Raw genomic sequence first — 12,759 nt, 5'->3', positions numbered from 1 at the left:
CCTCATCCTGGGTACGGCGTCGCGCCGGCGGAGGACCCGCCGGCGTCGGTGGTGCGGCCCACGGCCGGGTCGGCCAGCGGGTCCACCGTGGTCAACGGCCGCATCAGCGCGGCCAGGTCGGTGCAGGTCTCCAGCTCGTCGCACGCCCGGGCCAGGGCGTCGACCTGGTCGCCGGCGAGCGTGCGCGCGGCGTTGTCCTCGAACTTGGCTGCGAGCTCCTCGAAGGACAGGGGGCGCTGGGGTCCCCCTCGGGTGGTCAGCACCTCCTGCACCAGCTCCCGGCCGTCGTGCAGCCGTGCCGTGAGCACGGCGGGGAACTGACGGGGGAAGATCTCGGTGCAGCGCTCGTCGGCGACCACGTCGACGAGGTCCATGATGCGTCGCCGCTGCGGGTCCTGGGCCAGCTCGTCGGTGTAGTCGTCGAGACCGGCGCCCAGCCCGCTGCCGCCGAGCAGTCCGACGGCCACGGCGTACGGGCCGCTGAACTGGGCCATGTAGCCGGTCTCGGGGGCGCGCTTGACCTCGATCGGCTCGCCGATGGTGCGCAGGTTGGGAGCCGGCACACCGAGGGTGAGCCGCTCCACCTGGTCCACCGTGATGCCCTCGGCACGCAACGCCGCCGCAGCATCCACAGCGGCGTGCGTGAAGTGGTTGGCGGGGTAGGGCTTGAAGAAGATGTCCGGCACCGCCCAGGTCTCGCCCAACCCCTCGCTGACGGCGCTGGGGTCGAAGCGCCCGTGCAGCCAGGCCTCGAAGAAGCCGAAGCGACCCTCCAGCACCGTGGGCGGGCCGGTCAGGCCGTGGCGCACCAGCTCGACCGCCGAGATCGCCGAGTGCGCGGCCCACCCGCAGTGGATGCGCTTGACCGTGCCGCCCGTGCGGTTGGCCTCGATGATGCCGGAGGCCATGGAGGCCGCCACGCCCAGCGAGTGCAGCACGGTCTCGCCGTCCCCGGCGATGACGGCCGCGGCCACCGCGCCGCCCATGGCCCCGCAGATCGACGTGGCGTGCTGGCCGTGCTCGAAGAAGGTCGAGTTGCGGGCCTCGTGGTCGTAGCCGGCCATGCCGAGCCGCACGCAGGTCTCCAGGCCCACCGCGATGGCCCGGATGAGGGTGCGCCCGTCGGCCCCGTGCTTCTCGGCCGCGGCCAGCGCGGCCGGGACGACGCTGGCGCTGGGGTGCAGCACCGAGGGCAGGTGCGTGTCGTCGTAGTCGAGCGAGTGCGCGAGGACGCCGTTGACGAACGCGGCCAGGTTGGCCGGGAGCCGCTGCTCGACCCCGACCGCGGAGGCCAGCTCCCGCCCGCCCTGCTCCAGCGCCCAGCGCCGGGCCGAGCGGCTCGTCTCGAGCGGCGCCGCGGCGACCGCGATGCCGATGGTGTCCAGGACGCGCATCTTGACGCTGTGCACCACGGCGTCCGGCAGGTCGTCGTACGACGTCTCCGCCGCGAACGAGGCGACCTGCTCGGCCAGGGTCGGAGCGCTCATGCCGGCACCACGGCCAGCGGACGGACCGGGGAGCCGGTGGCGCCGTAGATGTTCATCGGCACCAGCACGAAGGTGAACTCGTGGCGCCCCGCGGCGGCCAGCGCCTCGAGGTCCATCGACTCGATGATGTAGATGCCGTGCTCGACGAGGAGCACCCGGTGCGCCGGGAGCAGCGCGTGCCCACCCGACGGCGCCAACCGCTCGAACGCGATCGTGTCCGCGCCGACCGCGTGCACCTCGTGCTCGGCCAGCCACTGCGCACCGGCCTCCGAGACGCCGGGCACGCCGCTCTCCTTGCCGAGGTAGGCGGTGCCGTCCTCGAAGAGGCTCCCCCAGCCGCTGCGCACGAGCACGACGTCGCCGGCGCGCACCTCGACGCCCTGGCGCGCACAGGCGCCCTCCAGGTCGGCCACGGTGATCTCGTACCCGCCCGCGCAGTGCTCGACCTCGAGGAGCGCCGGGATGTCGAGCAGCACGCCGCGACGCATCATCGGGGCGATGGTGTGCACGCCCAGCTGGTCGTACTTGCCCCCGATGCCCGCCTCGACGGCGTCGATGCCGCCGTACATCTTGCCGTTGTGCGAGACGTGGGCCAGGGCGTCGATGTGGGTGCCGACGTGGGTGCCGGTGGTGATCATGTCGTTGGCGGCGCTGCCGCCGTCGGCCCGCGTCATGTCGCCGTGCCGGCGCGGGAGGGTGTGCCAGAACTGGGGGTGGTTCGGCGACTGGGGCATGCCGGTGCGCAGCTGGCGGCCCAGGTCGATGACATCGACGCCGGCACTCACCACGTCCAGGAGCGTGTCGGCCCCGGCGCTGGCGCCGGCGGGGGTGGTGCTGCTCATCGGATGACCTCGTTCTTCCTCAGGTGGGCGATCTCGTCGGTGGTCATGCCCAGCTCGGTCAGCACCTCGTCGGTGTCCTGACCCAGGGCGCGACCGGTGAACCGGATGCGACCCGGACTGTCGGTCAGGCGCCACATGACGTTGTGCTGCAGGATCGGGCCGAGGTCGTCGTCGTCGACCTCGACCAACATCTGGGTCTCCCGCACGTGGGGGTCCTCGACGATGTCCTTGGCGTCGTAGACCGGGCCGATGGCGGCGCCGGCCTCGGTGAAGGCGTCGAGCACCTCGGCCCGCGTGCGCTCACGGATCCAGGAGCCGACGTACTCGTCGAGCAGGTCGACGTGGGCGGCCCGCCCATGCCCTGTGCGGAACCACTCCTCGCCGATGACCTCGGGGTGGCCCACGAGCGTCAGGACCCGCTCAGCGATGCGCTGGGCACTCGTCGAGACCGCGACCCACTTGCCGTCGGAGGTCTCGTAGGTGTTGCGGGGGGCGTTGTTGGTCGAGCGGTTGCCGTGCCGCGGCTCGACGATGCCCAGCTGCTGGTAGACGGTGGGCGCCGGCCCCACTGCGGTCATGATCGGCTCGAGGATGTTCATGTCGACGACCTGACCGCGCCCGGTCTGGTCACGGTGGCGCAGTGCCATCATCACCGCCGACGACGCGGCGATGCCACAGATGCTGTCGGCGAGACCGAAGGCGGGAAGCGTCGGGGGACGGTCGGGCTCGCCGGTCGCGTCCGCGAACCCGCTCATCGCCTCGGCCAGGGTGCCGAACCCGGGACGGCTCGAGTACGGACCGGTCTGCCCGAAGCCGGTCAGGCGGACCACGACCAGTCCCGGGTTCGCCTCGTGCAGCACCTCCGGACCGATCCCCCACCGCTCGAGGGTGCCGGGACGGAAGTTCTCGACCAGCACGTCCGCGGTGGCCGCCAGCCGACGGAGCACCTGGGCACCCTCGTCCGCCTTGAGGTCCAGCGCGACGGTGCGCTTGTTGCGGCTGATCTCCTTCCACCACAGCGGGACGCCGTCCTTGCTGTGACCGTGCCCCCGCATGTTGTCGCCCTGGGCGGGGTGCTCGATCTTGATCACGTCTGCCCCGAAGTCACCGAGGATCTGGCAGCACAGCGGGCCGGCCAGGATCGTCGAGACGTCGAGGACCCGCAGCCCGGCAAGGGGCAAGGACTCGGCAGTCAATGGGTCATCCGTTCCGCTGGAAGAAACATATCGATGCGGCCAACGATAGCCGTTCCGCTCGCGCTTGGGAACGACAGGGCGCGGAAAGTTGCGAAGACATCGTCGCAACGCCCTTGACCCCTCCCGCGGGGCCACCTACGTTCAGGTCATGCGGACCGACGAATCGTTTCTCTTGCCGGAACGATGTGCCGTCGCGGTGGCGGGCCTCGCGGAGTGGGCCACGGCCGCCTACCGGTCCTCCTCCGACCCCGCCACCCAGCGCCGGGTGCGGTTCCTGCTCACCGACCTGGTGGGCGTCACCGTGGCCGGCATGCGGACCCCCGAGATGCGCCGCCTGCTGGAGGTGTGGCCGCGCCCGGCCGGCACCGCGCCGCTGATCGGCACCGCGGAGACCTGTGACCCCGAGACCGGTGCTTTCCTGGCAGCGGTGGCCGCCTGCATGCTGGAGCTCGACGAAGGCAACAAGCACGCCGCCGGACATCCCGCCGCGCACGTCGTGTTCACCGCCGTGGCTGCCGCCCAGCTCTCCCCCGAGGCGATCTCCGGCCCGCAGCTGATGACGGCGGTCGCCGTGGGGTACGAGGTGGCGGCGCGGTTCGGCCGCGCGACCACCACCGCCACCGGCTGGCACCCGCACGGCCACTGGGGGGCCACCGGGGCCGCGGCGGCGGCCGCCCTCCTGCTCGGGGCGAGCCCCGCCCAGGTCGCCGCCGCCATCGACAGCTCGACCGGACTCATGCAGGTCACCCCGTGGGGCACCGTCCTGAGCGGCGACTTCACCCGCAACCTGTGGATCGCCGGTGCGGGTGGCGCCGGCCTCCGCGCGGCCCGGCTCGCGATGGCCGGGCTCGCGGAGAACGTGGGCAACGCCCAGCACTCGCTCGGCGGGCTGGTCGGCGAGCTCGACCTCGAGGCGTTGGGTGCCGGACTGGGCGAGGAGCCGCTGCTCGTCACCCAGGGATACCTCAAGCAGCACGCCTCGTGCTCCTACACCCACAGCGCCGTCGACCTGGTGGCCTCGCTGCGCGCCGCCCGCCCCTGGCACGAGACCGACGTCGCGACCGTGCGCGTCCGCACCCACTCCCTGGCCCGCCCCCTGCTGGCCCGGCACCCACGCACCCGCCTGGCCGCAATGTTCTCGCTGCCGTTCGTGGTCGCCAACGCCGTCGTCAACGGTCGCGTCGACCCCGCGACGATGCAGCCGGGCACGCGGGAGTTCCTCGCCGCCGAGGCCTTCAGCGAGCGCGTCGAGGTCGAGATCGACGCCGACCTGGACGCCCACCTCCCGGAGCGGCGCATCACCGAGGTCGTCCTCGGGTTCCACGACGGCAGCACGCTCGGGCTCGCGCAGCCCAACCCCGTCGGCGACGCCGACCACTTCCCGCTCGATGACGGCGCACTGCGGGAGAAGATGCGGGCGCTGATCGGCGCCGGGGCGGCTGCCGACGTCGAGGACGCGGTCGCCGCGATCGCCGCGAGCCACGACGTGGTCCGTGCTCTGGCATCGCTGCACCGAGTGGGCGGGCCTCGGGTCTGAGGACCGTCCTCCGCCGCCCTCACCGGGCCCAGACCACCTCCAGGCCCAGCCGGCCGGCGAGGTCCGCGACCTCGGCGCGCACCGCGTCGGTGGTGGCGTCGTCGAACGGCTCGTCCTCGTGGAGGGCGTGCACCACCAGGGCGCCGGCCCGGCGGTCGGCGGTGGCATCGACCTTGCCGAGCAGCCGGTCCCCGACCAGCACGGGCAGCGCGTAGTAGCCCCAGCGCCGCGACGCGGCCGGCTTGTACATCTCGAGCTGGTAGTCGAAGTCGAACAGTTCGACCATCCGCTTGCGGTCGAAGACCAACCGGTCGAGCGGGGAGAGCAGGGCCACCCGGCCCTCGAAGGGCACCCCGATCGCAGCGAGCTGCTCGGGGTCCACCCGCCACGCACCCCGCACCCCCTCGACGACGGCCGGCTCCCCCACCATGCCGACGTCGCTGGGTTCGGCACCCGGCATCAGCGCCGCGGTGGCGCGGGCGAGACCCAGCGCGCGCAGGCGGCGTACGCCGCGCTCGTGCAGGGCCTCCTCGACGGGCGGGAGCGGGTCGTCGGGGAAGACCCGTTCGGCGAGGTCCCACAGCCGGACCCGGCCCTCTCTCGCGGCGACGGCGACCTCGCCGCGCCGGCTGAGGAGCTCGAGCATCCGGCCGATGTTCCTGTCGTCGTTCCAGCCCGAGGACCCCCAGGGGCGCACGCAGGTGTCGGGCAGGGCGGAGGCCGGGAGCGGGCCGTCGGCACGCAGCCGCTCCAGCACGTCTGCGCGGCAGGCGCCGTTGTCGAGGACCCACGCCCAGCTCTCGTGCTCCCCCGCGCGGTGCAGGTCGGGGTCGGGCCACACCGCCATCTCGGCACGGTGCAGCGCGACGTCCTCGTGGTGCAGCAGCCGTGCGGACACCTCGACGAGGCGCTGCTGCTCCTGCAGGTCCGCCGGCTCGGCAGGGTCGAGGTCGCCACCGAGGCGGCTCCACAGCACCAGCTCGGCGCTCGGGGCGACCCGGGCCGTCAGGTCGACCTGCAGCATCGTCAGGTGCTGGACCACCTCGAGGACGTCGAGGTCGCGCCGCCGGGCGGCGGCGTCGAGCAGCTGGGCCCGCACCGCGATCCGCCTGGCCTGCTGCGCGGTCAGGCGGTGCGGAGTGGAGTCGGCGCCCATCCCGGCAGCCTAGAACCACGCGGGGACATCCTGGGCCCACTACAGTCACGGCCGTGAACCCTCTGAGCCGCCTCCTGCACCGCGGCCTGCACGCGACCTGGCGCTACCTCGACGGCATCGGCGAGATCGTGCCCGGCAGCGCCTCCGCCGCCGCCTTCGGCACGTTCGGACGCGGCAGCAGCATCGGATTCGCGCCGGCGACGATCCTGAACCCGGGCTCGATCCACGTCGGCGAGCACACGCTCATCGGGCGCCAGATCACGCTCTCGGTCGGGTACGGCGCCGGCGACCCCGGCGCCCCCGCACGCGGGCTGGTCATCGGCGACCGGTGCGCCATCGGCGCGCGCAGCTCGATCACCGCCCACGAGTCCATCGAGATCGGCGACGGGGTGTTCTGCGGGCAGGGCGTCTTCATCACCGACACCAGCCACGGCTACCAGGACCCGACGATCCCCGTCGGGCACCAGTTCGGCACGCACGACCCCGTCGTCATCGGTGCCGGCTCCTGGCTGGGGCACGGCGCGATGGTGCTGCCCGGCGCCCGCCTGGGACGCAACGTGGTGGTCGCCGCCGGCTCCGTGGTGCGCGGCGAGGTCGAGGACCACGCCGTCGTCGCCGGCAACCCCGCACGCGTGGTCCGGCGCCTCGAGCCGGACGTCGGCTGGGTCGGCTCGCGCGGCGACGTGCGCCCGGTGCTCGACGCCTCGCTCGGGCCCTCCTGACGCGGCTACCATCGCCGGGTGCTCACCGCCGTCCTCGCCTTCAGCCTCGCCGGCGCGCTGCTGGTGGTCCTGCCGGGCCCGGACACGCTCGTCGTGATCCGCGGCATGGTGCGCGGCGGTCGTCGGCGCGCGGTGTGGACGGCGCTGGGTGGGTTGACGGGACTCGTCGTCTGGGTCTCCATCACCGCTCTCGGACTCGCGGCGCTTCTCCACGCCAGCCACGCCGCCTACCTGGCGCTGAAGATCGCCGGAGCCGCCTACCTGGTCTGGCTGGGCGTGCAGGCGTTCCGCTCCCGCACCGGCGACGTGCCGGTGGAGGCGCCCGTCACCGCAGCGAGTGGGCCGGGCCCTCGCGAGCGGCGTACGTCGGGGTTCGGCGCCGGGCTGGCCACCAACCTGCTCAACCCCAAGATCGGCGTGATGTTCGTGGCGCTGCTGCCCGGGTTCGTGCCGTCCGGGGCGTCGGTCGCGACGACCTCGATGCTGCTCGGCGGCATCTACATCACCGAGACCGCCGTCTACGTCGCTGTGCTGATCGCGCTGTCGGGTCCGGTGGTGCGCTGGATGGCGGAGCCCCGCATCCGACGCCGCCTCGACCGGCTGATGGGCACGGTCTTCGTGGCGTTCGGCGTGCAGCTGGCCGTCAAGCCCTGACGGAACCCTCCAGTGCGGCCAGGGCGTCGATCTCGTCGTGGAAGGCGTCCAGGATCTGCTGCGGGTCGGGCATGACGGCGAGGTCCACCTTGAAGCCCACCCGGACCTTCCCGGCGTAGGTGAAGATGCAGGTGCCCACCGTCTGGTGGCCCGAGCCCGGCACCCAGCCGAGCATGCTGTCGATCCGGGTCCCCGCCAGGTAGCGGGCCTCGCGCGGGCCGGGGACGTTGGTGGTGATCCCGGTGGCCTTGCTGGCGAAGAACGTCACGAGCAGGCGGCTCAGCCGCGCCCCGAGGCGGCCGATGCCCAGGATCAGCGCGAAGGTGATGACCGGCTCCGGCGAGCGCTTGATGACGTCCATCCGACGCTTGGTCTCGGCCAACCGGTCCGCGGCGTCGAGCCGTCCCGACGGCAGCATCAGCAGCACGAGCGCGAACCGGTTGCCCAGCTCGCGCGGCAGCGGCAGGTGCATGGGACGCAGGTTCACCGGGATCATCGTGGGGATGTCGACCGCCTGGCCGTCGTGGTCCAGCTGGTAGCGCTCGAGCGCGCCGGCCAGCGCCGCCACGAGCACGTCGTTGACGGTGGCTCCCGAACGCCTGGCGATGTCCTTGATCCCCTGCAGGTCGATCGGCGCCGACCACACGGCCGCCTTCTCCATCCCGGCCTCGCCGGCCAGGGAGGTGTCCGGGTTCGTCGTCAGCAGCAGCTTGCGCAGCGCTGCGACCCCGCTGAGGCCCAGGCGCAAGCCCTCACGGACGGCGCGCCGGACGCGTGCGGGCCGGAGCAGCTGCGGCACCTCGGGCGCGGCGCGCCGGGCGGCCTGGACCACGTCCGCGAGTGCGTGGTGGGGCGCGGGCGGGGCGTGGGTGCCGTCGCGGTCCGCCTCCGGGGTCTCGTCCGTCAGCGAGAGGAGCACCTGGGTCAGGGCGATCCCGTCCGCCAGGGCGTGGTGCAGCCGGACGTAGACCGCCGACCCCTCCTCCAGGCCGTGGATCAGGTGGATGTCCCACAGCGGGCGCTCCCGCGGCAGCGGGGTGCCGAGGTAGCCGCTGACGTAGCGCTGCAGCGCGGCATCGTCACCGGGCGCGGGCAGGCGCACCTCGCGCACGTGCTGGCTCACGTCCAGGTCCGGTACGTCGCGCCAGCGCGACCGACGCCGGCGCCAACGCCCGGTCCCGGGCACGGGGCGCCGCGAGAACACCGGGTAGACGGCGAGCAGGCGCTCGCGGACCACGCGGTCGAAGCGCTCCCGGTCGAGAGGTCCGTCGAGGAACATCAAGCACTCGATGACCATCAGGTTCTGCGGGCGGTCCATCCCCAGCCAGATGGCATCGACGGGGTCGACCCGGTGCTCCCTCATGGGCTGGTCCTGCTCGTGAGCATCATCAGGGCCCTCCCCGGCTGCGTGGTGCGCGTCACCCTGAATCTACGGGGTCCTCGATGGTCTGCCCCCACCCGCCCGACGCCAACGCCATCCGCACCTGGCGGCCCACTCCAGGTCCAGCGCCTCCGTCAACCCCCGCACCGCGAACTCGGTCGCGGAGTAGGTGGCCAGCTCGGGCTGACGTTCACGTCGACGGTACGTCGCTGGGCCTCCAGAGAGATCTCCGCGAGATGCCCTGCAAATGCGAGCAGCCCCACCGCGGTGCGGTGGGGCTGCTGCTAATTATTGTCCGGCGGCGTCCTACTCTCCCACAACCTCCCGGTTGCAGTACCATCGGCGCTGAAAGGCTTAACTTCCGGGTTCGGGATGGGACCGGGTGTTTCCCTTTCGCTATGGCCGCCGTAACTCTTGCGGTACCAGCCCAGACGGGTGTGTTCACCGTCTGGTGTGGCTGGTTACCAAGCCATTATTCACATGTGATCATACACGTGTTGTCTGTGTGTGTGGATTCGTGGACGCGAGACTTTGTAGGTTCAGCTGAGTGAGTGTAAGACAAGCCCTCGGCCTATTAGTACCGGTCGGCTAGGCATTGCTGCTGTACACCTCCGGCCTATCAACCCAGTGTTCTGCTGGGGGCCTTACCCGGTTAACCCGGTGGGAAACCTCATCTTGAAACGTGCTTCCCGCTTAGATGCATTCAGCGGTTATCACTTCCGAACGTAGCCAACCAGCCGTGCCCCTGGCGGGACAACTGGCACACCAGAGGTTCGTCCATCCCGGTCCTCTCGTACTAGGGACAGCCTTTCTCAAGTTTCCTGCGCGCGCGGCGGATAGGGACCGAACTGTCTCACGACGTTCTAAACCCAGCTCGCGTGCCGCTTTAATGGGCGAACAGCCCAACCCTTGGGACCTACTCCAGCCCCAGGATGCGACGAGCCGACATCGAGGTGCCAAACCATCCCGTCGATATGGACTCTTGGGGAAGATCAGCCTGTTATCCCCGGGGTACCTTTTATCCGTTGAGCGACGCCGCTTCCACATGCCGACGCCGGATCACTAGTTCCGACTTTCGTCCCTGCTCGACATGTCTGTCTCACAGTCAAGCTCCCTTGTGCACTTACACTCGCCACCTGATTGCCAACCAGGCTGAGGGAACCTTTGAGCGCCTCCGTTACTCTTTAGGAGGCAACCGCCCCAGTTAAACTACCCATCAGGCACTGTCCCTGATCCGGATGACGGACCTAGGTTAGACATCTAGTACGACCAGAGTGGTATTTCAACGTTGACTCCACACTCACTGGCGTGAATGCTTCACAGTCTCCCACCTATCCTACACAAGCCGAACCAAACACCAATACCAAACTATAGTAAAGGTCCCGGGGTCTTTCCGTCCTGCCGCGCGTAACGAGCATCTTTACTCGTAGTGCAATTTCGCCGAGTCCACGGTTGAGACAGCGCCCAAGTCGTTACTCCATTCGTGCAGGTCGGAACTTACCCGACAAGGAATTTCGCTACCTTAGGATGGTTATAGTTACCACCGCCGTTTACTGGGGCTTAAATTCTCCGCTTCGGTGTTACCACCTAACAGGTCCTCTTAACCTTCCAGCACCGGGCAGGAGTCAGTCCGTATACATCGTCTTACAACTTCGCACGGACCTGTGTTTTTAGTAAACAGTCGCTTGGGCCTGGTCTCTGCGGCCCTTCCCGCTCCCACCGCAAGGGTGTTCACGTTCCGGGCCCCCCTTCTCCCGAAGTTACGGGGGCATTTTGCCGAGTTCCTTAACCGTGGTTCGCTCGATCGCCTTAGTATTCTCTACCTGATCACCTGAGTCGGTTTGGGGTACGGGCGGCGCATAGCTCGCTAGAGGTTTTTCTCGACAGCATAGGATCATCCACTTCCCCCATACGGGGTCCCCATCACATCTCAAGCTCGACATCGAAGTCAGCCATCCGGATTTGCCTAGATGACGCCCTACATGCTTAGCCGTACACAACCATCGGTACGGTTGGACTACCTTCCTGCGTCACCCCATCGCTTGACTACTACCAGTTCGGGTCCCACGCTACGCACCCGCGTCTCGCCCCGAAGGGTCCGATCATGGATGTTTCAGATGGTTAGCATCACCAGGTTCGTCATGGGCGCTACTTTGCCGGTACGGGAATATCAACCCGTTGTCCATCGACTACGCCTGTCGGCCTCGCCTTAGGTCCCGACTTACCCAGGGCAGATTAGCTTGACCCTGGAACCCTTGATCATTCGGCGCACGTGTTTCTCACACGTGATTCGCTACTCATGCCTGCATTCTCACTCGTGTCGCGTCCACACCTGGATCACTCCGGCGCTTCACTCGCGACACGACGCTCCCCTACCCATCCACACACCTGAACACCCCTCAAGGGGATGCTGGGCTCGCATGAATGCCATAGCTTCGGCGGGTGACTTGAGCCCCGCTACATTGTCGGCGCGGAATCACTTGACCAGTGAGCTATTACGCACTCTTTCAAGGGTGGCTGCTTCCAAGCCAACCTCCTGGTTGTCACTGCGACTCCACATCCTTTTCCACTTAGTCACCGCTTAGGGGCCTTAGCTGATGGTCTGGGCTGTTTCCCTCTCGACTACGGAGCTTATCCCCCGCAGTCTCACTGCCGCGCTCTCACTTACCGGCATTCGGAGTTTGGTTAACGTCAGTAACCTTGTAGGGCCCATTAGCTATCCAGTGCTCTACCTCCGGCAAGAAACACGCGACGCTGCACCTAAATGCATTTCGGGGAGAACCAGCTATCACGGAGTTTGATTGGCCTTTCACCCCTATCCACAGGTCATCCCCTCAGTTTTCAACCTAAGTGGGTTCGGTCCTCCACGCGGTCTTACCCGCGCTTCAACCTGCCCATGGATAGATCACTCCGCTTCGGGTCTTGATCGTGCTACTAAGTAGCCCTATTCGGACTCGCTTTCGCTACGGCTTCCCCACACGGGTTAACCTCGCAACACAACGCAAACTCGCAGGCTCATTCTTCAAAAGGCACGCCGTCACCCCGTCACACAAAGTGTGAGCAAAGCTCCGACGGATTGTAGGCACATGGTTTCAGGTACTATTTCACTCCCCGCCAGGGGTACTTTTCACCTTTCCCTCACGGTACTTGTCCGCTATCGGTCATCAAGGAGTATTTAGGCTTAACGGGTGGTCCCGCCAGATTCACACGGAATTTCAGGGGTTCCGTGTTACTTGGGATACCGCATCACAGCTCACGACTTACACTTACGGGGCTATCACCCTCTACGGCGCCACTTTCCAATGGACTTCAACTTCAACGTGAGTTTCTTACTGTGTGGAAGACCGGCAGATCCTCCCATACGGTCCCACAACCCCACATACACAACCCCTGCCGGGTATCACATGTACATGGTTTGGCCTCATCCGATTTCGCTCGCCACTACTCTCGGAATCACTTTTGTTTTCTCTTCCTGTGGGTACTGAGATGTTTCACTTCCCCACGTTCCCTCCACACGCCCTATATATTCAGGCGCGGGTAACTGGACATGACTCCAGCTGGGTTTCCCCATTCGGACACCCCCGGATCACAGCTTGGTTGCCAACTCCCCAGGGCTTATCGCAGGCTCCTACGTCCTTCATCGGCTCTTGATGCCAAGGCATCCACCATGTGCCCTTCATAGCTTGTCTCACAAACACTCAACAAAAACTACAAAGACTAGACTTAATTACACATCTAGAAAGACACGACCAACACCCCCACCCCACACAAGAGGAGAGAGCCT

Annotated in this window: 8 protein-coding genes and 2 rRNA genes; 3 read left to right on the top strand and 7 right to left on the bottom strand. The window is 68.1% G+C overall.

Features of this window, described 5'->3' with window-relative positions:
* Positions 1–2: 2 nt before the first annotated feature.
* Genes I601_RS10425 through I601_RS10415 form a run of 3 tightly spaced genes read right to left on the bottom strand, consistent with a single transcriptional unit; the run spans position 3 to position 3,525 of the window.
* Positions 3–1,487: an MmgE/PrpD family protein gene (locus I601_RS10425; RefSeq protein WP_068109136.1), complete on the bottom strand. Its 1,485-nt coding sequence runs from the start codon at positions 1,485–1,487 to the stop codon at positions 3–5.
* Positions 1,484–2,329, bottom strand: coding sequence for a cyclase family protein (locus tag I601_RS10420; RefSeq protein WP_068109133.1), 846 nt, complete (start codon positions 2,327–2,329; stop codon positions 1,484–1,486). Before I601_RS10420 ends, I601_RS10425 begins: the two co-directional genes overlap by 4 nt.
* The gene (locus tag I601_RS10415) at positions 2,326–3,525 is read right to left on the bottom strand and encodes a CaiB/BaiF CoA transferase family protein (protein ID WP_068109130.1); all 1,200 of its coding nucleotides are present in this window, start codon (positions 3,523–3,525) and stop codon (positions 2,326–2,328) included. The genes I601_RS10420 and I601_RS10415 overlap by 4 nt, the downstream gene beginning before the upstream one ends.
* Positions 3,526–3,721: 196 nt before the next feature.
* On the opposite strand from I601_RS10415, the gene I601_RS10410 reads away from it, so the two are divergent.
* On the top strand, positions 3,722–5,062 hold the full coding sequence (locus I601_RS10410) for an MmgE/PrpD family protein (RefSeq protein ID WP_068109128.1): 1,341 nt from the start codon (positions 3,722–3,724) through the stop codon (positions 5,060–5,062).
* A gap of 19 nt (positions 5,063–5,081) precedes the next feature.
* On the opposite strand, the gene I601_RS10405 is transcribed toward I601_RS10410, so the two are convergent.
* The gene (locus I601_RS10405; protein WP_068109124.1) at positions 5,082–6,218 is read right to left on the bottom strand and encodes a DNA glycosylase AlkZ-like family protein; all 1,137 of its coding nucleotides are present in this window, start codon (positions 6,216–6,218) and stop codon (positions 5,082–5,084) included.
* 53 nt (positions 6,219–6,271) lie between these two features.
* Here I601_RS10405 and I601_RS10400 point away from each other — a divergent pair, with 53 nt between their 5' ends.
* Entirely contained in the window at positions 6,272–6,940 is a 669-nt protein-coding gene (locus I601_RS10400; protein WP_068109122.1) for an acyltransferase, read from the top strand.
* An 18-nt stretch (positions 6,941–6,958) separates the two neighbouring features.
* Positions 6,959–7,594: a LysE family translocator gene (locus tag I601_RS10395; protein WP_068109119.1), complete on the top strand. Its 636-nt coding sequence runs from the start codon at positions 6,959–6,961 to the stop codon at positions 7,592–7,594.
* Here I601_RS10395 and I601_RS10390 read toward each other — a convergent pair.
* The 3 genes from I601_RS10390 to I601_RS10380 all read right to left on the bottom strand — a co-directional run bounded on the left by I601_RS10390 (position 7,584) and on the right by I601_RS10380 (position 12,664).
* On the bottom strand, positions 7,584–8,957 hold the full coding sequence (locus I601_RS10390; RefSeq protein WP_068109116.1) for a wax ester/triacylglycerol synthase family O-acyltransferase: 1,374 nt from the start codon (positions 8,955–8,957) through the stop codon (positions 7,584–7,586). The genes I601_RS10395 and I601_RS10390 overlap by 11 nt on opposite strands.
* Positions 8,958–9,268: 311 nt before the next feature.
* Positions 9,269–9,385, bottom strand: a 5S ribosomal RNA gene (rrf, locus tag I601_RS10385).
* A gap of 144 nt (positions 9,386–9,529) precedes the next feature.
* Positions 9,530–12,664 (bottom strand): 23S ribosomal RNA (locus I601_RS10380).
* Between the last annotated feature and the right edge of the window lie 95 nt (positions 12,665–12,759).

Source organism: Nocardioides dokdonensis FR1436 (assembly GCF_001653335.1).
Lineage (GTDB): Bacteria > Actinomycetota > Actinomycetes > Propionibacteriales > Nocardioidaceae > Nocardioides > Nocardioides dokdonensis.
The sequence above is the reverse complement of the archived record's forward strand: the minus strand, read 5'-3'. Positions and strand labels throughout refer to the sequence as shown.